The sequence below is a fragment of the Carboxylicivirga sp. M1479 genome (assembly GCF_007097485.1).
In the GTDB taxonomy this organism is placed as follows: domain Bacteria; phylum Bacteroidota; class Bacteroidia; order Bacteroidales; family Marinilabiliaceae; genus Carboxylicivirga.
This window is the reverse complement of the sequence record NZ_VKDE01000002.1, coordinates 210,189-236,626: the sequence shown is the minus strand read 5'-3', so window position 1 is coordinate 236,626 and position 26,438 is coordinate 210,189. Positions and strand designations below refer to the sequence as shown.

At 38.6% G+C, this 26,438-nt stretch carries 21 protein-coding genes; 6 read left to right on the top strand and 15 right to left on the bottom strand.

The genetic code is table 11. The features are described 5' to 3' along the window. Nucleotides 1–25: 25 nt before the first annotated feature. The 10 genes from murI to FNN09_RS02740 form a co-directional block, all read right to left on the bottom strand. Nucleotides 26–856 (bottom strand): glutamate racemase, encoded by an 831-nt coding sequence (gene murI, locus FNN09_RS02785; RefSeq protein WP_143299951.1) that lies wholly within the window; start codon nt 854–856, stop codon nt 26–28. Between the two features lie 70 nt (nt 857–926). Then, complete coding sequence (locus FNN09_RS02780; RefSeq protein ID WP_143299950.1) at nt 927–1,439, bottom strand: OmpH family outer membrane protein; 513 nt, start codon at nt 1,437–1,439, stop codon at nt 927–929. Between the two features lie 24 nt (nt 1,440–1,463). Continuing rightward, nucleotides 1,464–1,976, bottom strand: a complete 513-nt coding sequence (locus FNN09_RS02775) for an OmpH family outer membrane protein (protein WP_143299949.1) — start codon at nt 1,974–1,976, stop codon at nt 1,464–1,466. 14 nt (nt 1,977–1,990) lie between these two features. Beyond that, a complete protein-coding gene (locus FNN09_RS02770; RefSeq protein WP_143299948.1) occupies nt 1,991–2,503 on the bottom strand; it encodes an OmpH family outer membrane protein in 513 nt (170 codons plus the stop codon). Between the two features lie 63 nt (nt 2,504–2,566). Beyond that, nucleotides 2,567–5,173, bottom strand: a complete 2,607-nt coding sequence (gene bamA / locus FNN09_RS02765) for an outer membrane protein assembly factor BamA (protein WP_255433978.1) — start codon at nt 5,171–5,173, stop codon at nt 2,567–2,569. 76 nt (nt 5,174–5,249) lie between these two features. Beyond that, nucleotides 5,250–5,993 (bottom strand): isoprenyl transferase, encoded by a 744-nt coding sequence (locus FNN09_RS02760; protein ID WP_143299947.1) that lies wholly within the window; start codon nt 5,991–5,993, stop codon nt 5,250–5,252. A 13-nt stretch (nt 5,994–6,006) separates the two neighbouring features. Beyond that, on the bottom strand, nt 6,007–6,768 hold the full coding sequence (locus FNN09_RS02755; RefSeq protein ID WP_143299946.1) for a DUF6089 family protein: 762 nt from the start codon (nt 6,766–6,768) through the stop codon (nt 6,007–6,009). Between the two features lie 99 nt (nt 6,769–6,867). Next, on the bottom strand, nt 6,868–7,746 hold the full coding sequence (locus tag FNN09_RS02750) for an NAD kinase (protein ID WP_143299945.1): 879 nt from the start codon (nt 7,744–7,746) through the stop codon (nt 6,868–6,870). 24 nt (nt 7,747–7,770) lie between these two features. Next, complete coding sequence (locus FNN09_RS02745; RefSeq protein ID WP_143299944.1) at nt 7,771–9,204, bottom strand: POTRA domain-containing protein; 1,434 nt, start codon at nt 9,202–9,204, stop codon at nt 7,771–7,773. Between the two features lie 17 nt (nt 9,205–9,221). Further along, nucleotides 9,222–9,887: a CBS domain-containing protein gene (locus FNN09_RS02740; RefSeq protein ID WP_143299943.1), complete on the bottom strand. Its 666-nt coding sequence runs from the start codon at nt 9,885–9,887 to the stop codon at nt 9,222–9,224. A gap of 169 nt (nt 9,888–10,056) precedes the next feature. Here FNN09_RS02740 and FNN09_RS02735 point away from each other — a divergent pair, with 169 nt between their 5' ends. Continuing rightward, nucleotides 10,057–10,773, top strand: coding sequence for a pyridoxine 5'-phosphate synthase (locus tag FNN09_RS02735; RefSeq protein ID WP_143299942.1), 717 nt, complete (start codon nt 10,057–10,059; stop codon nt 10,771–10,773). A 7-nt stretch (nt 10,774–10,780) separates the two neighbouring features. Further along, complete coding sequence (locus FNN09_RS02730) at nt 10,781–11,587, top strand: alpha/beta fold hydrolase (RefSeq protein ID WP_143299941.1); 807 nt, start codon at nt 10,781–10,783, stop codon at nt 11,585–11,587. On the opposite strand, the gene FNN09_RS02725 is transcribed toward FNN09_RS02730, so the two are convergent. Next, on the bottom strand, nt 11,584–12,300 hold the full coding sequence (locus FNN09_RS02725) for a 3'-5' exonuclease (RefSeq protein WP_143299940.1): 717 nt from the start codon (nt 12,298–12,300) through the stop codon (nt 11,584–11,586). The genes FNN09_RS02730 and FNN09_RS02725 overlap by 4 nt on opposite strands. Nucleotides 12,301–12,306: 6 nt before the next feature. Further along, entirely contained in the window at nt 12,307–12,924 is a 618-nt protein-coding gene (gene udk, locus FNN09_RS02720) for a uridine kinase (RefSeq protein ID WP_143299939.1), read from the bottom strand. A 56-nt stretch (nt 12,925–12,980) separates the two neighbouring features. On the opposite strand from udk, the gene FNN09_RS02715 reads away from it, so the two are divergent. Continuing rightward, nucleotides 12,981–13,280 (top strand): Dabb family protein, encoded by a 300-nt coding sequence (locus tag FNN09_RS02715; RefSeq protein WP_143299938.1) that lies wholly within the window; start codon nt 12,981–12,983, stop codon nt 13,278–13,280. Between the two features lie 351 nt (nt 13,281–13,631). Here the strand turns inward: FNN09_RS02715 and FNN09_RS02710 are convergent, their stop codons facing one another. Further along, a complete protein-coding gene (locus FNN09_RS02710; RefSeq protein ID WP_143299937.1) occupies nt 13,632–14,846 on the bottom strand; it encodes a hypothetical protein in 1,215 nt (404 codons plus the stop codon). 299 nt (nt 14,847–15,145) lie between these two features. Between FNN09_RS02710 and FNN09_RS02705 the strand changes: the two genes are divergently transcribed. Together FNN09_RS02705 and FNN09_RS02700 are read left to right on the top strand one after the other, a co-directional pair. Next, entirely contained in the window at nt 15,146–16,246 is a 1,101-nt protein-coding gene (locus FNN09_RS02705) for a nuclear transport factor 2 family protein (protein ID WP_143299936.1), read from the top strand. Between the two features lie 680 nt (nt 16,247–16,926). After that, the gene (locus FNN09_RS02700) at nt 16,927–17,649 is read left to right on the top strand and encodes a DUF6261 family protein (protein WP_143299935.1); all 723 of its coding nucleotides are present in this window, start codon (nt 16,927–16,929) and stop codon (nt 17,647–17,649) included. A 937-nt stretch (nt 17,650–18,586) separates the two neighbouring features. On the opposite strand, the gene FNN09_RS02695 is transcribed toward FNN09_RS02700, so the two are convergent. Beyond that, a complete protein-coding gene (locus FNN09_RS02695; protein WP_143299934.1) occupies nt 18,587–20,017 on the bottom strand; it encodes a glutamate synthase subunit beta in 1,431 nt (476 codons plus the stop codon). A 133-nt stretch (nt 20,018–20,150) separates the two neighbouring features. Beyond that, nucleotides 20,151–24,668: a glutamate synthase large subunit gene (gene gltB, locus FNN09_RS02690; protein ID WP_143299933.1), complete on the bottom strand. Its 4,518-nt coding sequence runs from the start codon at nt 24,666–24,668 to the stop codon at nt 20,151–20,153. A gap of 666 nt (nt 24,669–25,334) precedes the next feature. On the opposite strand from gltB, the gene FNN09_RS02685 reads away from it, so the two are divergent. After that, nucleotides 25,335–26,363, top strand: coding sequence for an outer membrane beta-barrel protein (locus FNN09_RS02685; RefSeq protein ID WP_143299932.1), 1,029 nt, complete (start codon nt 25,335–25,337; stop codon nt 26,361–26,363). The last annotated feature ends 75 nt before the right edge of the window (nt 26,364–26,438 follow it).

Below are 26,438 nucleotides of genomic sequence, written 5' to 3'. Positions count from 1 at the left end.
AGCATGTAATCAAATGTTGATAGCCTTACAATACTAGGTGTTCAACATTTAAGTCTCCATCGAAAAATATGCCAGCAGTTTGTTTGAACTTTTCAACTTGCTCTGTGGTATAAAAGTGCATCTCCCCTTCTTTTGAGCATTTTTCATCCATCCCCGGATGACGAATCAAATAATCCTTTAAGCTCTCCCCAACAATATCACCTTGCTCAACAATTTGAATGTGGGTAGGTAGATATTTTTTTATTTTCTTAAGCAATAAGGGATAATGGGTACATCCTAAAACAATGGTATCAATTAAAGGGTCATTCGTTAATAAACGATCAACATGTTTATGCACGAAGTAATCGGCTCCTGCACTCCCAAACTCATTGTTTTCAACCAACGGCACCCACATAGGACAAGCTTCTTGAGACACCTTAATATTAGGATAAAGTTTATTGATTTCGATTGGATAAGATTCAGACTGTACGGTTCCTAAAGTGCCGAAAACACCTACATGCTTCGTATCACTTAATTCATCGACCACTTCAACACTGGGTCTGATTACCCCAAGAACACGTCGTGATACATCAATGTTAGGCAAATCTTTTTGTTGAATATTACGCAATGCTTTTGCCGAAGCGGTATTACAGGCTAAAATAACTAAATGCGCCCCCATAGAAAACAGTTTCTTCACAGCTTCTAATGTATAGTCGTACACCACCTCAAAGGAACGAGTACCGTATGGAGTACGAGCATTATCGCCCAAATAGATGTAATCGTAATGGGGCAGATGCTTTTTAATTTTATTAAGCACCGTTAACCCGCCATAACCTGAGTCAAAAATCGCAATTGGTCCATTTTTAATCCTTTCCATACAACTTTAAAGATACAAAAGCGGGTGACTAAAACTAGTCACCCGCTTACATAATTTAATATTGTGGGTTTTACTGAACGCCCAACTTAGCTTTCACTAGTGGTGCACAGTCTACACTTTTATCTGAATGATAAACAACTACCTGCGTACTAATATCAAAAATATAAATCAGGCCTTGTTCCTGACCTACTTCATCAATTGCTTTTTGCACCTTCATAATAATTGGCTGCAGCAATTGTTGCTCTTTTTGACCTAACGACTGTTGAGCCATTTGGCTATACTGCTGCATACGTTGTTCTTGGTCTTGAATTTCTTTCTCCTTTGTTGCACGAATTAAATCTGGTAAAGTATCGCGCTGAGACATGTAAGTATTGTAACGATTCTGCAAATCTTCTTGCATTACCTGTAATTGCTCTTGTAACTTTGTTGCTTCGCCTTGCAAAGCCTGATCAGCACTCATTTTCTCAGGTAACTCAGCAACCAATTGCTGAATGTTTACATGACCGAATTTTAAATCTTGTGCCTGCACTTTACCTACAAAGGCAAAGGCTGCTATAACAATTAGTACTTTTAAAGATTTCATATATGTCTATTTTTTAATTACTGATTATTGTATTCCTAATTTTGCTTTTACCAAAGGCCCTATGTCAACGCTCTTATCGGAGGCATAAACAGGAACTCTACTAGTCATTTCAAAGATGTACAAGAAGCTTCCTTCATCACCAACTTCTCTAATGGCAGCTTGTAATTTTTGAATAATTGGTGCTTGCAATTCATTTTGTTTGGCTTGAATCTGCTGTTGAGATAACATGTAATAATTCTGAACCTTTTGATTAAGCTCCATTAACTCTTGTTCTTTCTGACTTCTTTCGGCAGGAGTCAAACTTGCAGCCTGTTGCTGATAGGCTTGCTGCATGCCCTGTAACTCTTCCTGCATCGTTAATAGTTGAGCCTCTTTTTCTTTATACTCACCTTCAAGCTGAGTTTCAACCGCCTTCAAATCGGGCATGGCTTGCAAAATTTCAGCACTATTTATATGTCCAAACTTCATTGGCTGCTGTGCATTAACAGCTCCAATAGAAAAAAGCATTAATGCTAGCAGTGTGTAGTAAATCTTCATATTTAATTATTTAGTTATTCACTTTTATATCCAAGTTCAACCAATACATCATCACTTATATCGTACTTAGAATCGACAAACATTATTCCCATACCGGATGCTTTATCAAATACTGCAGCGATGTTGTTTTCTGATGCCAAATCAGATATCGCATTAAATATTTCATCTTGTATTGGTTTTACCAAGGCTTCACGTCGCTTAAACAATTCACCATCTTGACCAAAATAATTTTGCTGTAACTGTTTAGCCTGTTTTTCCTTTTCAATGATTTCATTTTCTCGTTTCACTTTCATTTCGTTGGACAAGAAAACATTTTCGGCCTGATAGGTTTTGTAAAGCTGTGCTATTTCGTCAAAACGCACTTCAACTTCCGATTGCCATTTACTTGAAAGCTGTGAAAGTTGTTCATTCGCAGCTTCGTAAGCGGGCACATTGCGTAAAATATATTCCGAGTCAACAAAAGCATACTTTTGTGCAATTGCCATTTGGCCAACAAACAACAATAATAATAACAAGATATTTTTCATAGCTTATATTTTTATGCAACAAGCTTAAACAAAAATCAAACCAAACTACTATTCATCTCTTTATTAGAAACTTTGACCAATTACGAAATGGAATTGACTACCTCCAGCATTGCGTCGATACAAGCTATCGTCGAAACCATAACCCCAATCAATACCCATTAATCCAAAAATAGGTAAGAATATACGTAATCCAACACCGGCAGCACGTTTCAACTCAAACGGGTTATAATCTTCGTACTGACTCCAAGCGTTACCTGCTTCTAAGAACGCTAAAGCATAAACAGTAGCAGATGGTTGAAGTGCAAGAGGATAACGTACTTCCATGGTTAACTTATTATAAATATTACCATCGTACGAGCCTGTTGTATTATATGGGGTTAATGATGAATTTTCATATCCTCTTAAACCAATTGTCTCACTACCAGCCATACTAAATCCAGCCATTCCATCACCTCCTAATACAAACTTCTCGAAAGGCGATTGAAGATCTTTATTATAATACCCGAGGAAACCCATTTCCATTTTACCCATCACAACTAGTTTTTGTGCGGCATCAATTGGTTTGTAAACAGCTCCCTTGAAAGTCCATTTATGATATTCTATACGTTGATACTTTTCTTCATCAGATGCATTGGCCCAATCTTTATCTTCCTGGAACATTGACCAAGGTGGTGTAAATTCTAAACCTACCGAGAAATCAGATCCATTTCGTGTATAAATTGGGTTATTAATAGAACGACGGCTCAACATAACTTTAAAGTTAAGATTATTAGAAATACCGTTCTGCATAATAAAGTAGTTCCAATCAAGCATATCATAACGTTGGTAACTCACCTCAGTGTATAACGAGAAGAAATCATCAGGCCAACGTAAGCGTTTACCAAAACCTAAAGACATACCAGTAATTTTCATGTGCTGATCAATGGCCTCGGGATCAGTCATTCCGTAGCCACCGCCATAACCACCGCCGTAGCCTCCACCATAGCCTCCGCCGTAACCGCCATAACCACCGCCATAACCATAACGAGGATCATAATAATTAGAACTTACACCAGTTTGAATAGAATGGTAAATAGAAAAACTAAGTGAATTTGGTTTCTTACCACCTAACCAAGGCTCAGTAAATGATAAACTATATGATTGGTAAAATTTTCCGTTTGTTTGAGCTCTTAATGCTAAAGTTTGTCCGTCACCTGTTGGTAAAGGTCGCCATGCTTCTTTATTAAAGAAGTTACGCATTGAGAAGTTAGTAAACTTCAAACCTAAGGAACCTACAAACATACCAGCACCCCAACCTCCAGATAATTCAATCTGATCGTTGGCTTTTTCTTCAAGCTGATAAACTAAATCTACTGTTCCGTTATCAGGATTAGGCTGAACATCTGGCGAAATATTTTCAGGATCGAAGTGACCTAACTGAGCCAATTCACGTACTGTTCTGATTAATTCAGACTTGCTAAATAACTGACCTGGCTTGGTACGTATCTCACGACGAACAACATGCTCGTGTGTTTTTGTGTTACCCCTTATAATTACTTTATTAATGGTTGCTTGCTGTCCTTCATAAATACGCATTTCAATATCAATGGTATCACCTCTAACACCTGTTTCCACAGGGTTGATGTTAGAAAATAAGTAGCCATTATCCATGTAGCGATTATGAACAGCATCTTCATCACTTATTAAACGTTCATCCAAATAGGTTTGGTTAAAAACATCACCTTTTTGAATGCGTAAATCGTATGCTAATAATTCAGATGGATAAATTGTATTTCCCACCCAAGAAATATCACCAAAGAAATACTTATTACCTTCTTCGAGAACAAGTTTTACATCTACAGTATTGTCCTCAATATTTTTTGAAACTTCTTCGGTTACAATTCGGGCATCGCGATAACCCATTTCATTATACTTTGTGATAATAGCAGCTACATCTTCTTCGTATTTTTCAACGATGAATTTTTTACTACGGAAGAAATTAAGTACCTGACCCTTTTCGTTGGTCTTTTTCATGGTACGATTAAGCTTGCTATCTGTCAGCACCTCGTTACCTTCAAATGATAGAGAGTTAACTTTTACTTTATCTTTCTTATCAACGTTAATATCTAAAGTTACGTGGTTGGCTTTTGCTGGGTCATCTTTTTGAACAATGTTGACTTCCACATTGTAAAATCCCTTATCAACAAAATGACGCGTAATATATTTCTCAGCCCTTGAAACCATAAATGGAGTTACCTGTGAACCTTTCATCATGGCCACTTTCTCTTCCACTGTTTCAATTTCGTTCTTTTTTAAACCGCTGAAATACATCTCCGACAATCGCGGACGTTCTTTCAAATAAATCTCAAGATATATATCACGTCCTTCAATTTTAGTTGCTTTGATTTTTGCATCAGAAAAAAGTCCGTGTTGCCAATAGCGACGAATGGCTTCCGATATTTCATCTCCAGGAACTGTAATTTGCTGTCCTACTTTCAAGCCACTAATATTCACCAATATTTTTGGATCGAGATTTTCTACTCCTGTAACATTAATCTCGGCTATCACATATTTACGTGGCGTTCCTGAATAGGAGATATTGGGGACTTCGGTTGTTTGTCCATTTATATTTATTAATGAAAATACAAATAGTAAAACAATTATTATCTTATTAAGCATATTACCCTTCATGCAATTCAATAGTTTGTTCGTTTAGATTACTATAAAGTGTCATCCTCTCCTCTCATCCTCTCGCTCTGAATAACCTTTATTTTTTTATCTGATCACCTGTTTTTCCAAAACGCCTTTCGCGCCCTTGAAAATCAAGTAGAGCCCGATATAAATCATCTCTCCTAAAGTCGGGCCATAAAATATCGCAGAAATATAGCTCAGAATAAGCTAACTGCCAAAGTAAAAAATTACTTATCCGATACTCACCGCTAGTTCTGATCATTAATTCAGGATCAGGAATACCGGCAGTAGTCATATAATTGGATACCATGTCAGCATCAATATCATCCACATCTAATTGATTATCTTTAACATCCTGAGCCACTTTTTTAAATGCCTCAATAATTTCCCATCGCGAACTATAGCTCAGGGCCAATGTTAAAGTCAATCCGCTATTTGCAGAAGTTTTTTCGATACAGTCATTGAGTTTTTTCTGAACACCTTTAGGTAATGATTCTTTGCAGCCTATTGTATTTAGGCGTACGTTATTTTTCATTAAGGTGCCAGTTTCTGAACTGATGGTAGAAACTAATAGACTCATCAAAGCATCGACCTCTGTTTTAGGACGATTCCAGTTTTCGGTACTGAAAGCATAAAGCGTTAAGTACTCAATACCCAACTCAGCGGCGGTTTCTGTAGTTTCACGAACGGCGGTAACACCATGCTTATGACCAAAAACACGAGCATTACCTCGTTTTTTAGCCCAGCGCCCGTTACCATCCATTATAATTGCCACATGCTTTGGCAGTCTATCCTTTATTAGTTCGTCTTTTAACGACATTCGTTCAAACTGTCTATTTTTTTATACCATCATTACATTTGGTTTTCCGTTTCAACATACTTATTGTCACGTAAACACCTGCAAACGATATCCAATCGTTATTATGCGTATAGGTACTCTCTCCAAATCCATATGGGTCAGAAGGATTAATACTCCCATCGCCCATGTAATCCAAGTCATCAACAAATGTTTTGCGAAAGGTCCACTCGGCCCCTACTCTAACATATTTATTAATCTTGTACTTCGCACCTATACCGAACGGCAAAGATAATATAAAACTTGGTTTGCCGGCAGAATTTTCATTATCAGTATCAATTCTGTTATAAATAGTTGTAGCAAGCCCCGCTGATATGTACGGCGTAAAAGTTGTTGATGAAATAAATTTATGGTCGTATGAACGAAAATTAAACTCTACCTGGGCAGACAAATCACCAATACTTCTATTAAATTCATAGTTAGCATCGCTTGATTCTAGATATTTAAGATCTTGGCCATGATAGTCACCACTAATACTCCCAAAAAGGGCCATCCCTTTTAGCGCTATTCGATCGGTAAACACATAACGTCCGATACCCCCACCTGCAAAATGAGAATTCGCAAAGGGAATACCCTTGCTTAAATCACCAAAATAATATGAAGCACCTACAAACCCACCCAGTTCAAGCCTATCTTGCGCACCAACGACCATACTTTTAAAAATCATCAATACAACAACACCCAAAAGGGCATAGCGCTTCATTTTAAATATTTGTAATACGGTTGCTATTTTCAACATTTTTATACGGAATACATTGTTGGGTCAGTTGCAGCATTCTCGAAGAATAATACAAGTTTCAAACACAATTATGCAAAAAATATTGCACTAAAATAAAGATTAATTGCGCTTATCAACACCCCACATTAATTTATTACGCAATGTTGTGAAGAATGAATGCCCCTCCAGTTCAATTACTTTAACGCTAAACCCTGCTTTTTTCACTTTGAGATGAACCGTATTTTCAAACACTTCACTTCGAGAATCAAGAGAAGCCAAAAACTTCGAATCGCGACCCTCAACTTTTAAGGTAATTTCCACATCGTTAGGGACAACAACAGGTCGAACGTTTAAATTGTGCGGAGCAATAGGAGTAATAATGAAACTTTTACTATCAGGGTGCAGAATAGGACCTCCAACACTTAAAGAATATGCTGTTGAACCAGTTGTTGTTGATATAATTAAACCATCGGCCCAAAAAGAATTTAAGAACTTATCGTTGACATAGGTATGAATGGTAATCATGGCCGAACTATCTCTTTTGGTAATAGCCAATTCGTTTAAAGCAAAATTATTATTGCCAAAACATCCATCTTCCGTTTTAAGAGCTAACAAATCTAGCTGTCTTACTTGGTAATTCCCCTCCAACACCTGACGAATGGCAACTTGCATCTCCGATTGGGAAATATCTGCTAAAAAACCTAAGCGACCACTATTAACACCCACAATTGGAATCCCTTTATCCCCAACAAATGTAACAGCCTCTAAAAAAGTTCCATCACCTCCAATACTAAAAACCAAATCAGCATGTCGAACTCCTTCGTGATCAGTAAAAAAACCACTCACTTCGGGTTTCATTTTAACATCCGTCAGCAAAAACTCATAAAATGGCTTATAAATAATCACTTCCACTTCGTGCTCTTTAAAAAGCTGAAATAAGTTTCTACAGGAATTAAAAAACACTTTATTAAACTGCTTGCCAAATACAGCTATTTGCATGATAATAGTTTTAATCAATAAGTATTAAATGGCCATATTGAAATGTACAAAAAAGCCATGTTGCTTGTGCTTATTGACGGAATAATTAAAACTCCAGACCATATCGTAAAAAGTAACAAAGTCGAGTCCGGCACCGTAACCATACTGCCAATCATTAGCAAATGTATTAGTTATTGCCGGATTCTCATGCCAAACATATCCAAAATCGTAGTAGGCTTTCAGATAGAATGCATAATTGACCTTCGCGAATTGGGTTAATGGCATAAAGCCAATATTTTTAACGCGCGGCTTTAACAGGGTAAATAACATTTGATTTTTCATAGTTCCTAATCGCGTTCCATCTATTACGTATAATTCATATCCATTCATAAAACTTCGATACCCACTCCCAGTATTCAGCACATAGGGCAGGTTATTACTCGTATTATATTCACCGTATAAACTACTCGACCAATGCCAGCGATCATATAGTTTAAAATGCTGATCGTACTGACTGGCTATTTTCAAATTACTTAATCCGCCTTCCCACACACCAAATCCAGATTGCATGGCATCAACCATTAATCGATTACCCTTAAGGGGATACACTTTTGAATCTCGTTTATCACGAGCAAAGGCGTATTTCAACTCCATAAATTGCAGTTCATTTCCTCCGTCAACCAGGTAATTGGGATTTTTGTCAATTATTGAATCGCTCACATTATAGTTTTTATAGCTAAGCTCTAGTCGATGTCGATTATAAATATTTGAACGTAAGGAATAGTACAAAGAGCCAAAATAGGTTACCTGTGCCAAACCTTCTTCCAATCCTGTAAAAAGTTGTTGATTACCTTCGGTAGTATAAGGCAATTGGTCGTACATGCGAAAATCGAAATAAGCACCCCAACCACCTCGTTTCTGAAATTCGGGTGATTTATACCCCAACATAATTTGTGTAGTAAAACCAAGTCTAATACGCGCAACTATTTGTTCATTACGGCCACGAAAATTATCGCGTTTTAAGTAAACACCATAATTTACCCTTGACCAATCCCCATTATTAAAAAAAGAACTAAGGTTACGATCGGCCACTTCAAATATTGGGAAAACCCACCAATACCATCGCTCATCAACATTTACATGAAAAACTACGGTGTTATCTGCTTGAAGAGTATATCGAATCGTTACAAAATTAAAGAGGGAAGTATTAAGAAGATTATGCCGACTCCGCTTGACAACTTGCCCCAATTTACTCACCAACAGTTTGTCGCCTTGCTGAAAAATTAATTCGTTTAATATCACCCGTGGCTTTGTGATTTTATTCCCTGAGATTAAGACCTTTTGCACCACAACATAGCCATCATTCAACTGTGTACCGCCATCATCAATTGAATTATTGGCAATAACAGGTAAACAAAAGATGTGCAATAAGATACACCAAATCAAGATTTTGAGGCTATTCAAATAAGCCTTATCCATAAATCACTTTTTAACTACTACATATCAAGATACCGCATGAGTGCATCGTAGTTCTTTTTCATAGTATCATCGTAGGAATCATCCCCAATATAGGTTGTTTTAACGGAATAATCATATCTATCGAACGCATTAATAACCGAACGCAAATCTGTTCTATTCAATTTAATGGCAATACACAGTTTTTCAGAATCGGTTGGCTGAGACACATACAAGCTTAATATTTTCGCATCTGCATCCTCAACAATACGAGATATCTCAGATAAAGAATAATCATGAGGCATAAGCTCTAGCTCAATAATACCCCCTGAAGTATGTGCTGCAATCAAATCAGCAAAGGTATGTAAGAGATCGCTTTGTGTGATTAATCCCATGTACTCTTCATTCTTATCTAAAACAGGCACAACAGTTAATTTTAATCGCGATGCCACTTCAATAACATCAAAAATATGCTGATGCACATATACATATGGCCTTGCATATGACAATGAATGATTGCCCAAAGCCTCTTCGGCTTTGTTTAAATCGTAGATATCAACATCTCCTATTAAACCCAAAAAATCTTTCCGATTAACAATTGGCAGATGAGAAACTCTAAAGACCTCCATCCAGTTTAAAGCATCGAGCCCTGTGTCTGAGGTTTTAAGAGATGGTACTACTTCTGATATTAATTCTTTTGCCAACATAGATTACTTTCGGAAATACTTTATAATTTTGCGCGACAATTAAGAACCCTTTGTCTGCGTAATTGTTTGAGTATTAAAAATACTGTCAATGATTATAACAAACAAAGTTTAAGGATAGTTTATTTTGCATTTAGTCACCCAATAAAGGGTGTTCATCAATTAAAAAGTAATGACAAAATTAAGTGTTAACATAAATAAGGTTGCTACGCTACGCAATTCACGTGGAGGCAATACACCAAGTGTGTTAAAAGCAGCTATTGATGTACAAGAATTTGGTGGCGATGGCGTAACAGTTCATCCCAGGCCAGACGAAAGGCACATACGCTATAAAGATGTTCATGACATTCGTCCTGCCATAAAAACGGAGTTTAATATCGAAGGCTATCCTTCAAAAGAGTTTATAGACTTGGTATTAGCAGTGCGCCCCCACCAGGTAACATTGGTACCTGATCCACCTGAAGCGTTAACCTCAAATGCAGGCTGGGACACGATAAATAACCTTACTTTTTTACAGGATGTAATCGGACGTTTTAGTGAAGCTGGTATTCGTACATCTATTTTTATCGACACCAACCTTAGCAACATTGAGGGTGCTGTAAAAACCAATACCGACCGCATAGAATTATATACCGAACCATATGCGATTGGATACAGCAAAGACAGAGAAGCAGCTATTGCTCCTTTTGTTGAAGCCTCGGAGCTAGCGAACAAAATTGGCTTAAAGATTAATGCAGGTCACGATTTAAATTTGGATAACCTGAAGTTTTTCAACGAGCGTATTCCGTATTTAAAGGAGGTTTCGATTGGCCATGCCTTAATAAGTGATGCTCTATACATTGGCCTTGAAAAAACCATACAACTTTACCAACAGCAATTGATTAAATAAGCTAATCATGAAACTGTTTCACCGTGAATATGGCCATGCCGGACCAACCCTGGTAATATTGCATGGCCTATATGGCGCTTCTGATAATTGGGTTTCAATAGCCCGACAGCTCGAAAAAGATTATCGAATTTATATTCTTGACCAGCGCAATCACGGTCAATCACCCCACAGCCCTGTCCATGACTTTGATAGCATGTCGGAAGACTTGCTCGAATTTTTCAATGACAAACAAATTGAGAGTGCGCATTTAGTTGGGCACTCGATGGGTGGAAAAACTGCCATGCATTTTGCCTTAAAGCATGCAGAAAGGGTCAACAAATTGGTGATTTTAGATATAGCACCTAAATCCTATGCATCCTTTAGCAATTACGCCCAAATCACCAACAATCACGAACTGATAATTAACAGCATGCTAGACGTGTGTTTTGATGAGGTTAAATCGCGCCAAAATATTGATCAACAATTATCTGCCAAACTTCCCGATGCTAAACTACGTCAGTTCCTACTTAAAAATGTTGAGCGACAAAAAGATGGCACCTACCAATGGCGACTTAACTTACCAATAATCAAACAAACACTGGAGTTAATAATGGATGGTTTCTCCCATTTTAATCCAGAAGAACAACAAGTACGCTTGCCGGCAGTTTTTATTCGTGGAGAGAAATCGGGCTATATAATGGATGAAGACACCATGATTATTCGCAAGTTTTTTAAAGATGCTGAACTCATAAGTATTCCTGATGCTGGCCATTGGTTACATGCTGAACAGCCAGAACTTCTTATTAAAACACTGGCCTATTTCTTATTGGATTAAGCGTGCTCCAAGGCTTCATCATCGAGCAAGTCTTCGCCCTTGAAACGTAAAAACAACTGAGCCGTAGCCAATACATCTTTTTCACAGTAACGAGCAATGCGCTCCACATCATTCTCTTCGTAAAAAACTGCTGCCACCTGACTACCATCAATATCATCTTTGGGCGATGGAATATTAAATATGGTGGTTAGTAAATTAAGTGAGGTATAATGTTTATAATCACCAAACTTCCACATATCCATGGTATCTAAGAACTTAACTTCCCATGGCTTTTTACCAGCCACGTCAAGTATAGCGGGCAATTTAACACCGTGTATTAACATACGGCGGGCAATAAATGGAAAGTCAAACTCACGGGCATTATGTCCACAGATATTTTTATGAATATCGCGTGCGAAATTATTCAACATTTGACCAAAGTCCTCGAGCAAAACTTTTTCATTATCGCCAGCAAATGATTTGACTCTAAAAATGCGTTTACCGCCACGGGCAGAAATAACACCTACCGAGATACAAACGATTTGACCAAACTCGGCATAAATACCCGCTCGCCCATAAACATCAGCAGGCGATTCATCATCTTGCCTGAAGTAGGTCGATTTTTTATCCCACAACTCCTGAATAACCGGATCAACATTATCAAAACTGGATTCTTGCGGCACAGTTTCGATATCTAAAAACATGATATCTTCTACTTTAATATTATCGAGCATAGTGGTTTATTTTAAGCTACTTAGGTTACGTTCAATAAAATGCCTTAAAATATCAATGGCTATGAGGTTACTTCCTCCTTGGGGCACAATTAAATCGGCATAGCGCTTAGTTGGTTCAATAAATTGCAGGTGACTTGGTTTTACCGTTTGATCGTAGCGCTCCAAAACCATTTCTACAGTTCGACCACGCTCTAATATATCGCGTTGAATTACGCGCGACAAGCGATCATCGGCATCGGCATGCACAAATACCCTTAAATCCATCAAATCTCTTAAATCGGCATTTCCTAAAATTAAAATACCCTCAACTATAATAACATCGCGTGGCTCAATAGTAATGGTTTCGTCTGATCGAGTGCAAGTTAGGTAAGAATACTGGGGCATTTTAATTGAACGACCAGCCTTAAGTTCGTTGATGTGCTGAATCAGCAACTCCCATTCGATGGCATTGGGATGATCAAAATTTATTTTCTGCCTCTCTGCCAAAGGTAAGTGTTTACTATCCTTGTAATAACAGTCTTGTGGAAGAATAGCCACTTCGCCCTCGGGCAGTTGTTCCATTATCTTACGTACCACTGTTGTTTTGCCCGATCCTGTGCCGCCGGCTATTCCTATTATCAGCATTTTACTAATTTTGCTTTTCTATTATGAGAAAAACAAAATAAGAAAATAATTCCGTTATGATTAAACACATTGTTCTTTTTAAACTAAAAAGCTTTGAGAGCGAAGCTTTAAAAACGGCCAAACAAGAGGAGATTAAACAAGGACTATTGGCTTTAGATGGTAAAGTGCCATCGTTACAATCTATTGAAGTTGGATTAAACTGCAACCCCAATGAAACATTTGACATTGCCTTAAGCACCACATTTAATAACATGGACGATATGCATGCCTATGCTCAACATCCTGATCATTTAGCGGTAGGCAAAATAGTTAGAGAAGTTTTAGAATCGCGTTCGTGTGTGGATTACGAGTTTTAAACGAACATCTAGCAAATAAAAAAGGTGCTTACTATGAGCACCTTTCTTAGTTCATCGATTATTAACCCGAGTTCGACATAAAATTAATAGCTCAGACCGCTTGTAGATAATTGTTTTCAAGGAATCTTTGCGAAGGCATAGCGGGCTATGCTAAGCAAATATGACGAAGAAAACAGTTGTTTACAAGTGGAGAACTTGGCTTTTCATTAAATAACTGATCTACTTCTCTAAATTTTATCAACATAGCTCGCTATGCTTCCAAAAATTTATATTGCATATCAGTCATTTAATAAAATCTGAGCTGTTTAATTTTAATCGAACTCGGGTTATTATATAATCAGGCATCAAGAGTCAAATTCCAAACTTACTTTCAAACTCAGCAACAAGTTGCTCTAGCTCAACTTTAAAATTAGCCAGGTAATCGTCAAAATATACTTCGCTACTCATACGACTGGCATCACTAAATTCTAATTCCAAATCAACCCACCATTCGTCAATATCACTTTCAGTTCTTTTGGCCACTGCTTCTGCTTTGGCAATAATGGCATTATTACTCACATAACGAACATCCATCGTGGCATAATTATTAAGCGCCATCACCATCGCTTCCGCATGATTTTTCGTTCCTTTCTCCAGCTCATCCACTTTTAAAAGCTCAGCATATAACTCAGCATTGGCCGCTTCAGTATTAAACACCACATCATCAATTCGAAGCTGATTTGCTAAACTACGCACCGGATCTTCAGTATTTTTATTATTGAGGCCTAAAACTAAATCGTGACTCAATATAACCTCCTCATTGCGGTTGAAAGAAAACATCCAATAAGCATTTTCATCTTCACGAGCCAGCTCGCATCGCAAATAATAAGGCTGCGGATTAAAGGTCATGGCCACATCGTTGTAATAGCCCTCATCATTAAAAGAAGCCAACACGTTACTACTTAAAACAAGCTTATCGTTTATTCTAATGTTTAGCTTTAATGCTTCCAAAGCAGCATTAACAATTGTACCATCGGTCAATTCATCGCCCTTACCCGGAAAGGCACCATTGAAGAATACAATTTCGGATACCGATAAAATGGCATTATCAGTGTCATCGCCATCAGCTGACGGAAATACAAACTGAATCTCCGACTCGTGCTCAGCTATTTTCTCAAAATCTTCTATATCCTGATTCCATTGCCAAACACCAAAACCCTCACTTATCAACACATTGCAGTAATACTCCTTATCGAAAGTAAGCTTCATTAGCTCTTCAAAGTAACAGTCCGCTGTTTCTCCATCAAACATGAGTTCGCCAATATCGATGATAGCCTCAACAAAAACAGCATTCCCATCAAGGTCAACACCGTCAATTCGTTTCGCCATGGAATGACATAAGGTAGGAAAATCGGCAGTACCCAAATTCACCAACTCCATATCGAGCAATTCGGCACTCTTAGCCAGCATTAACTTATCGTAGTCAGCACCATGCTCACTATAACTATCCACCACCTCATCGCTACTACATGCCGCGCATATAACAAGCGCTCCTATCGCTAATAATTTACTGATTCGATACATCATTTAATTTTTCCAAATAGAATTGCTGCTAATCTCTTTCCTAATAACAAGACAATGAAATGCTCAGCTACACGTACAAGTCCAACAAACAAATACTATACAAAGCCGAAAGGCTCTTCTTTACAACTTAAGTACCACATAGTTATTAACATTCGTTAGCAAACTACCTTATCAGAAATAAATAACACTTAAATAAGTTTACATTCTACAATTATTGGTCTAATTTAGCTAATCCATTAACCTACAATCTTTAAGCAATTCGTGTTTTTAATTTACTATCGTTTAATTAAACCATTAAAGACATGAGAAAAATTACCAAAGCACTCGCAATGCTCATTGGCATTACCCTAATTGCCCAAGCCTGTGACTACATTGATTCACCTGCCGGTTCGGCCATGCTTGACAAACTACACGAGAAGCGACTTGATGTTGGAGAAGCGCTGCTTGTTGTTACACGAGGTGGAGTAGATGAAATAATGCCTTACTACTCATATGACATTGACTATCAGGATCCAATTGTGGAAATAGATGGAAAGAAAGACATGAAGGAATTCCTCTATCGCATTATTGAAGGTGATGGCATGGACCTTACCACAACTGTATTAGATGAGACCCTTATTGACGACACCTATTGCGCAACCTGGGTAATGGAAGGGTTGTTTAACGGAATTCCGTATTACGCCCATGGCATTTCCATTTTTAAGTTCAAACCTTACTCGCATCAGGTATACTATCAACGCGACTACTATTCAGAGGGTGATATAATGGCCACTATAGAAGGTATGGATCAAATGATGTTTTTCTTCAGGGAGCAATACAAATGCTCTGTTGTTCCAGATCACCAATGCCAACTACCACCTCCAACTGCAGCTGCAAGCACGCAAGGTTCAGAACCATGCGAACCAAATCCAACATACAATAATCAGCTAGAAGTTGCTCGCCTTTTGGTTCAGCTCGATAGGTGTAATTATAAAGAGGTAAGTCCATTCCTGGATAAAGCTTACAATTATCATGATCCAATTGTCTCGATGCAAGACCCTGCTAAGCCCGGTGAAACCATCACACTTATTAACAGCAAGGACAAGATGAATGGATTACTAGGTAATTTATTTGATGAGTCTACTTCAGAGGCCTTGATTACTGTTGTGGAGGACGAAACTTTAGTGGACGATATCTATATGGCAACATGGACCATGAGTGGCAATGTTGACGGAGCAGAGCTTGTTGCTCCAGGCATGTCGATTGTGAAGTTTGAGAAAGGCACGACTAACGTTTTGTACTCACGCGACTATTACTCAGAGGGTGATGTAATGCTAGGTGTTCCTCAGCTAAAAGATGCTGTAGAGAATTTCCGCATATACTACAAATGCGACGTAGACCCACAATTTGATTGCCCATTATAGTAGTAAAAATCTTAGGTATTACCGAATAGTATATACAAATTAAAAAGTGAATGGCCTGGAGCATTTGTTCCAGGCTATTTGTTTATAAAATTCTCACAAAGCACATTAGTCACTTCTCACTTCCTTAGCATCTTAGAGATTCTTAGGAAGTGGACTCCATTCTTATTTTGATGGCACGAACAACTATCATTTGCGTGCCTTCTGGGAAAACCACAGAGCAGCATTCACACATTGAATTGAAAACCTTGAAAACACCAATGCATCATTCAAACACATTAATATCATCCCAGTATTTTAAATAACGGTGAACTAATGCTTGATTTACAGTTCGTAAAATAAGGTTGCTCTATTCTAGTGTTTAATTAATAAGCTTAAGATATTGGTAGTCACAATTAAACACTCAATTACCTCCCTGCAATTTCACAGGGTCATCAACAAACGTTTGATTGGCGCTCTGGAAAACCAATACATCGTAATCCAATGCTTGATTGATAATACGAAAAATAAAAATTAGTCAAGCCAAGGCTTATATTGACGAACGGATAGAATATTTTGATAAACAAATGCCAATCTATTGCCAACTACTAAACCACTTAGACTAAAAAGTTCCTAACTATCAAACGTTATTTTTTGTTTCATAGAATTAAATCTAGTTTTAGTATACAACTAAATTTAAATGTATGATTAAACCTATTTTAAATCACTTATTGTTTTCGAGCGAGTTTTATACGCTTGTAAAAAGGATTATTACCGCCATTGAAAACTCATCAATTGACGAGGCAACAAAATCAATGCTAAAAAGCAGGCTTCTGCAACAATTAATCATTTTTGATGAAGCCCTCAACCGAAAAAAGACCAACCCATTAACCGAAAAGCTTGAGCAGCTCGATGATGAACGCGACAACTTATTTATGGGATTAAGAACCAGTGCTGAGGCCTTAACTTACCATTGGGATGAGACTATTAAAGAAGCTGCTAATTACATTGTTGAAGTCATTAGAAGAAATGGTTGGACCATGCACCACAGTGGCTACACAGCCCAATCGGCCAGCAGCAATGCATTAATATCAGAACTACAAAAGGAACCAGCAGCAACACACATAGCAACAAGCACTTTAGGCGAATGGTTAAGCAATTTTAGCAAGTGCCAGAACGATTTTGAGAACACCAGCGTTGAAAGAGTAAAACTTGATACTGAAGATAAACCGATTGTATCAACAACGCGCAAAATGCTTTATGGAGACTTGAAATCGACTTTATCGTATCTCGAGACCATGGCCGAATTTAACAGCACCAGCGAACTTGAAAACCTAATTGGCAACATCAATGAGATTATTACCGATGTAACCTCAAGCGCTAAAGCACGCAAAACGCGACGAGAAGCAAAACCGATTGCTGAGTAACCATTATAAATTCAATCCACACATGGGGCTATTCATTTTCTGGATAGTCCCTTTTTAATTTTAATCAGCCAATAGAAACCGTGCATAAAAAAAGGGATCAATAGATATTCTTGTGGACAAAAAAGTAAACAGTATACCTTCTAATCAATGGTTATACAAAAAACACTACAATCGTTATTCATTCTTTTGGGTGATACAATAGAAAGTATAGAGAAATAATTAGTACTGTAAGAACAAATAATTCACTGCCCTTAGTGCCGGGCTGGCACATCCTTTTCAAAAAAGGATGCAAAACCTGATTGAAAGAGGTGATTGCTACGCACCAGAGATGGATTTATTGCTACAGACTTCCCCTTTCCTTCGTCAAGGACGCCATTCCGCAATATCCACTCTTATCACTTACTTTCAATCGTTCGAAACCTTGTTTCGATTGGGGTAGATTATGAGTATTGTATTGAGGATTTGGTTTGGATGGTTTGATTAGCTTTTTTATGCGTCATGCATTGTGGCCTCTTTTAATTTTGGTTTCGTTTTGAAAAAAGCCTTAGTAAAACCGAAAAGCTGAGAACTTGTTCGAAGATCGTTCGGTTGCACTTGGGCTTTAGAAAAAAAAGAATACAAGATTAAAAGCAGCCTTGATTCTTTTGTATCCTTTTCTCATCAAGGAGAAAAAGGATAAGCTCTGCTGGTGCATTATTTAATCGATTAATCATTAGAGCGAGTGGGAGTATCAATGGGACTAGCATTTTGTTTCTTTTGGGCAATACAAAAGAAAGGAAAACCATCTCACAAAACAGGGTATTTAATTGCTTCCTTTCGTTACAAATTATATTTATCCGCAGAAATATCCTATGATCCATAAAAAAAGCCATTCCCTTTGGAACAGCTCTTTCTGCATTTAATCTTAACCTAATTGATAATATTCGAATCTTTGCTTTTAAACTTCTTCGTTCATTAAAAATTCATGCACACTTTTAGCAGCTTCTCGCCCTTTCGCGATGGCCGTTACCACCAAACTGGCACCGTTTGAGGCATCACCTGCGGCAAACACCTTTTCTTTACTCGTTTGATAAGCCTCACTAACTTTGATATTACCACGAGCATCGAGGTCCAAACCAAATTCGTTGACTAGACCCTCATGCACAGGACTCACAAAGCCCATTGACAGAAGAACCAATTCTACATCCATGACGAATACCGAACCAGGCTTTTCAGTCATTTGCCACTGCCCATTATCTCCCTTACTCCAATCGACCTCAACAAGCTCTACCTGTTTCAACCTACCATTTTCACCAATAAAACGCTTGGTGCTCAAGCTCCATTTACGCTCACAACCTTCGGCATGAGAGGTAGAAGACTTAAGCGTTGTAGGCCAATAGGGCCATGGGTTACCTTCCGCCCTTTTAACAGATGGCTTTGGCAATATTTCTATTTGTGTTACCGACTTTGCTTTCTGGCGGTTGGATGTACCAACACAATCGCTTCCTGTATCGCCACCACCAATCACCAATACATTTTTACCTGTTGCCAACAAACGTTCACCGTTGGTGAATGTCTCGCCACGGTTAACTTTGTTTTGCTGCTTTAAAAAATCCATGGCAAAATGAACACCCTCTAAATCACGCCCCTCAACTGGTAAGTCACGAGGTTTCATGGCGCCAATGGTAAGCACAACAGCATCGTAATCGTTCAATATCGCCTGTCCTTTTACATCCTCACCAACCGAAACACCCGTTTTAAATTCGATGCCTTCGGTTTCGAAAATGGCCACTCGGCGATCAATCACTTTCTTGTTCAGCTTAAAATCAGGAATACCATAACGAAGTAAACCACCAACAGCATCGTCCTTTTCAAATACTGTAACGGAATGACCAGCTTGATTCAGTAGGTCAGCCACCGAAAGCCCGGCAGGACCACCACCCACTACTGCAACTTTTTTACCCGTTCTAAATTCAGGAATGCGTGGTTCGATATAGCCCTCATCAAAAGCCCTTTCTACAATCGAACACTCATTCTCGCGTATAGTTACCGCTTCATCGTGAATGGCCAGTACACACGATTTTTCACATGGATTAGGACAAATTCGCCCTGTAAACTCCGGGAAGCTATTGGTTGAATGCAAAATGTCACTTGCCAATTTCCACTCACCTTTATAAACAGCATCTTGCCATTCGGGTATTTTACTTCCCACCGGGCAGGCCCAGTGACAAAATGGAATACCACAATCCATACAGCGTGAAGCCTGTAAAGTTCGGTCGGCAACGTTTAACACTTGCTCCACCTCACCATAATCATCAACACGCTCGGCTACGGGACGATATCCGCCCTCTTTACGCCCATATTTTATAAACCCTTTTGGATCTGCCATAATCGTAATTTTTAAAGAAATTGGGGGCGGTTCCTTTGAACCCATTCACTCATTCTCCTAATCCCCCAATATTCTTTCATTAGTAGCGAATAGCTATTAAATCTTTTTCATTATCTCTTAATACTTCCCACACTTACTCTCGTAAATGAGGCTCATCTTCCGTTTCAAGTAGTTTGCGCTCCAACTCTTTAATCTTCTGCTCTTGCAATACTTTTTTATATTCAAACGGAATAACTTTCACAAACTTTGGCAAGTAAGTAGTCCAATTCACTAATATTTCTTGCGCCTTGCTACTATTGGTATGTAAGAGGTGTTTGTTTAGCATAAACTGAAGTTCCTGAATATCAGCTGCATCTTCAACAGGCGTTAAATCAACCAATCCCTTGTTACAGTAATAATCTAGATTCCCAGACTCATCCAGCACATAAGCAATACCGCCACTCATACCAGCAGCAAAGTTTCGTCCAGTCGATCCCAGAACAACAACACGTCCACCAGTCATGTATTCACAACAATGATCTCCTACTCCCTCAACCACTGCATGAGCACCTGAGTTACGCACTGCAAATCGTTCACCTGCAACACCTCGTGCATATAAAAATCCTGATGTAGCACCGTATAATACAGTGTTACCAATGATAATATTCTCCTCAGGCTTAAAGCTTGTTCCATGTGGAGGTACCACAATAATTTTACCCCCTGACAAACCTTTACCCAGGTAATCGTTGGCATCACCATCTAGCTTAAAGCTGACTCCTTTACTTAGGAAAGCTCCAAAACTCTGCCCTGCTGAACCATGAAAACTACAGTTAATAGTATTCTTTGGCAATCCTTCTTCGCCATATCGCTTAGATACCTCACCCGATAACATGGCTCCTACGGTACGATCTGTATTAATTATATCGCTGGCCAGCCACACTTTTTCCTTATTGATGAGTGCCGACTGTGCTTCTTTAATTAGAAAACGATCCAACACCTTATCTAAACCATGGTCTTGTTCCGTTGTATTTCTTATCGGATACTTCTTACCCTCCTCAGGGAAGTATAATAATCGGCTTAAATCAACACCCGTCGATTTCCAATTCTTAACTTCTTGGTCTTGCTCCAAAAGGTCAGTACGTCCGATAACCTCATCAAGGGATTTATAACCCAATTCAGCTAAATACTCACGCACCTCTTCAGCAATAAAGTTGAAGAAATTAACCACGTATTTATATTTACCGATAAAGCGCTTACGTAATTCTTCGTCTTGCGTGGCAATACCTGCAGGACAAGTATTCAAGTGACACTTACGCATCATTACACAACCCAAGGTTACCAAGGCTGAAGTGGCAAAACCATATTCCTCGGCACCCAACAAAGCCATTTTAATAACATCTAAACCAGTTTTTAACTGACCATCGGTTTGTATTTTAACACGTCCACGCAGATTATTCATTACCAGCGTCTGTTGTGTTTCAGATAAACCAATTTCAACCGGTAAGCCAGCATGTTTAATCGAACTGCTTGGGCTCGCACCTGTTCCTCCCTCTGTTCCACTAATCACTATTAAGTCGGCATGTGCCTTGGCTACACCTGCTGCAACAGTACCTACGCCATTCTCCGACACCAATTTAACACTCACACGCGCCGATGGATTGGTGCTTTTTAAATCAAAGATCAGCTGTGCCAAATCTTCAATGGAATAAATATCGTGGTGTGGAGGCGGTGAAATTAAAGTAATACCCGGCGTTGAATTACGCAAACGAGCGATAATTTTATCCACCTTAAAACCTGGCAACTGACCACCTTCACCTGGCTTAGCGCCCTGTGCTATTTTAATCTGCAGTTCATCGGCATTGGTTAAGTAATTATTAGTTACTCCAAAACGCCCACTGGCAATTTGCTTAATTGAGCTTCGTGCCGGACTATTAAGTCGTTTCGCATCTTCTCCACCTTCACCCGTATTGCTTCGTCCGCCCACCTCATTCATGGCCAAAGCCATGGCTTCATGTGCTTCCTTAGAAATAGAACCATAGGACATGGCCCCCGTAACAAAGCGTTTCATAATTTCAGAAGCAGGTTCCACCTCACCAATATCAATTGGCTTTTTCCCTTTCAGCTTCATCAAACCACGTATAAATAGTGGCGTTTGGTTATCCTTATCAACCTGATGGCTATATTCTTTGTATTTTTTATAATCTCCCTCAGATGTTGCCCACTGCAATAAACCAATGGTTTCAGGGTTCCATCCATGCTTTTCGCCATACTTGCGGTATGAGTAACTCCCTTTCGTATCAAATGGGTTACTCTGAAACTTCGGCTTAAAAGCTTTTTGAAGATCCAGTGTACTTTCTTTGGCAATTTCATCGAGTCCCACACCACCAATTTTAGTAGGTGTACCAATAAAGTATTTATTTATCACCTCTTCCGAAACTCCAATGGCTTCAAATATTTGTGCTCCATGGTACGAACGCAAGGTACTAATACCCATTTTCGAAAGAACCTTTAATAAGCCCTTGTCCACAGCCTTCATATAATTCTCACGAGCAGAAGCATAATCCATGTCAATTTTACCATCTTTCACCATTTTGTTAATGGTTGCAAAACATACATATGGATTAATTACACTGGCACCAAAACCTAACAATAAGGCAAAATGCATTACTTCACGTGCTTCACCTGTTTCAACCACCAAACCAACTTGCATACGCTTTTTGGCCTTAATAAGATGATGATGCGTTGCCGCCACTGCCAACAACGATGGCACAGGCGCATGTTGCTCGTCAATATCCCTATCACTCAGGATGATGTAATTCATGCCATCGTCCACCGCTTTTTCTGCAGCTTTACAAATACGCTCAAGCGCTTCTTCCAAGCCACTTCCACCCTTATCGGCGGCAAAAGTCATTGGTATCTTTACGTGTGTAAATTCCTCACGCATGTAATCTTTGATCTTCCCCAGGTCGGTATTGGTCATCAAAGGCGACTCAAACTTTATGGAGCGACACTGCGATGGTTCTTCTCTTAAGAAATTCTTTGATACAGAACCAATGTAATTGGTCAATGCCATTACCAAGCCCTCACGAATTGGATCGATTGGCGGATTGGTTACCTGGGCAAAAAGCTGACGGAAGTAGGAGAAAAAGCGCTGTGGCTTATCTGACAAAACCGCAATAGGCGTATCATTACCCATTGAACCAATTGGCTCGCCTCCCGACTTGGCCATGGGTGCAATAATATGCTCAAAATCATCACGATTGTACCCAAAGGCTTTAATGTAAGTATCATATTTATCGCCTAATCCAGATGGCACACGCTCTTGCACATCAATATCGCGCATGCGAATTCGATTCTCCTTTAGCCAGTTGCCATAAGGACGGCTCTTGGCCAATTGCGATTTAATTTCTTCATCAGGAATAATAACCCCCAATTGTGTATCCACTAATAATAATTTCCCAGGCTTTAAACGCCCTTTCTCTTTAATATCTTCGGCAGCAAAAGTCTGAACACCCACTTCCGAGCCCATCACTATCATATCATCTTTGGTGATTACATAGCGTGACGGGCGTAATCCATTTCTATCAAGTGTTCCGCCCACATAACGGCCATCGGAAAAAACAATAGACGCAGGTCCATCCCAAGGTTCCATAATAGTGGAGTGATACTCGTAATAAGCCTTTAAGCTTTTAGGAATTGGGTTTTTACTGTTCCACGACTCGGGCACCAACATACTTAATGCATGAGGCAAAGAGCGACCTGTTAAGAACAAAAATTCTAAAACATTATCCAGCGATGCTGAATCACTCATATTAGGTGTCACAACCGGAAATAATTTCTTTAAGTCATCGCCAAACAAATCAGACTCTAACAAACTCTCACGTGCCTGCATCCACAAACGGTTCCCTTTAATGGTATTAATCTCCCCATTATGAGCCATAATACGGAAAGGCTGTGCCAAATCCCATGTTGGAAAGGTATTAGTACTAAAACGTGAGTGCACTAGAGAAATTGCACTTTTCACGCGAGCATCTTTCAGGTCTTCAAAATATAAACCGAGCTGTGCAGGCGTTAACATACCTTTATATATAAATATCTTGGAAGATAAACTTGGCAAGTAAAAAGCCTCTTTCTCCTTAAGATCAGAACTGCGAATCGTATTCTCGGCCTGCTTACGTGCTAAATACATACGACGCTCCAGCGCATCCTGCTCATAGTTACCCTGAACAAATACCTGAACAATCTTTGGTTCAGTTCCTTTTGCTATTTCACCAATTACATCACTATCCACGGGAACATCGCGATATCCAATAAGCTCCAGTCCTTCAGCTACGAAAAAGCGATCAAGCGTTTGCTGACAAAAAGCAGCCTCTTTCTCACCTTGAGGTAAAAACACTAGTCCGGTACCATATTTACCAGCTGCCGGCAGGTTAAAACCAAAGGTTGAAAAATACTCATGAGGCACTTGCATTAAAATACCTGCCCCATCGCCCGATTTGTTATCTGAACTTTCGGCACCTCTATGAGTCATATTCGTAAGCACCTCCAAGCCCCTTGTCACTATTTCATTGGACTGTGAACCTTTAATATTGGCCACAAATCCTATCCCACAATTATCTCTTTCATTAGCAGGATCATACAGACCCTGAGGATTTGGAAATCGTTTTGTCATATTGCTTTGTTTTTGAGAAATCTACTGCACCCCTTATATAAGGCTTTCCTTTTTCGCTATTGGAATGGATAAATCAATAACACACTATCTTACATTTAGAATGTTTTATAGTCTTTTGTGTTATAATTCGAAAGCAAAAATAGAATTTTCATTTATATATACCAACACATCATGAGAAAAGCTGTTCTTTTTTATGACTTTTGACATGTTTTTCGTCAATTCTGGTTCATTTATTAGAACTAAGGCTTCTATAATTCACGAAGGAGCATTTATATAAATCTTATCAATATTTCGGACAAGCACTAAAAAAAAGGATTAAATCCAATCACATTTGCCATTTATTGATCATTACCCCCTCAATTATCTGGATACACATTTAAAACACCTCATCAAAAACACGACACCCCATCAAAAACACCCCTCAATCTTTCAAATTGATACTTTTTCAACAAACACCCCTTTCGAATCAGGGGTATTTCATTGTATTTTATATTATTTTGAATTTTTACCCCCATAAAATTAGGGGGTGATAAATATTTTTTATTTGTTTGTAGTGTCAAGCTATAGAAAATAGAGGGTACCCACTTCGAAAAGATGTTTTTTTAAGCCGACACCCCCAATCAACAAGGCATGAAATAGAATATTAACTATTAACCACACATGAGTATGAAAAAGATTTTATTGATTTTGGGATTAGGGCTTGTATTAAACACGATTAATGCTCAAGAAGAAAAGAAAGGCCTTGACATTTCAGGTTCAGTTGACACCTACTTTAAGTATGATTTTGCAGGCGAATCAAACATACCAACAAGTTTTGCCGACAACCACAACTCTATTTCGATAGGTATGCTAGACATTGCTTTATCACAAACAATTGGGAAAGCAAGTTTTGTGGGTGAGATTTCATTTGGACCACGCAGTTTTAAATCAATTCCGACATTTGACACCAACCACGATGGTTTTGGTGATGGACAAAACGTTAATATTCAAAACTTATTTATTTCCTACGCATTAAGTGAAAAGGTATCACTAACAGGTGGATACATGGGAACATTCGTAGGATATGAGGTTATTTCACCAGCTGGAAACTTTAACTACAGTACTTCATACCTTTTTAGTGCTGGTCCCTTTCAGAATGCAGGTTTTAAAATCGATTGGTCAATTAGTGAGCGATTTGGCTTAATGGCAGGAGTATTTGACGACTGGAATGTATATGAAGACGTGAATGGCATTTCTGACCTCGGTATTCAATTATTTGCTAGTCCTGTTGATGGATGGGACGCCTACCTCAACTTTTTAACCGGCTCAGAGTCTGGTATGATCATCGACCTTACAACTGGTTTTCAAATAACAGACGGTTTTTATTTAGGACTAAATGCTGCCGACTATACTTATGACGAAAGTGACCTGGGAGGTTATACTGGTTTTGCATTATATCCGCAAGTTGCTTTTAGCGAAAAATTAAGCTTAGGCTACAGAGGTGAATACTTCATTCTTAAAGAGGATAAAATAAATGATATGGCAAGCGAGAACGTGTTTTCAAATACATTCACTCTTAATTACTACGCAGGTCCTTTAACATTTTCAACAGAACTAAGAATGGATAGCGCCAGTGAAGATTGGTTCGTCAATAGCGATGAAGATCCACACGGATCAGCATCTCAATTTTTAGTGGCTGCGATCTATGCATTTTAAACATCAACATTAAAAAATCGCCAAATAAACCAACAACAAACCAAATCTATGGAAGAAAATAAGAGCAGCCTAACA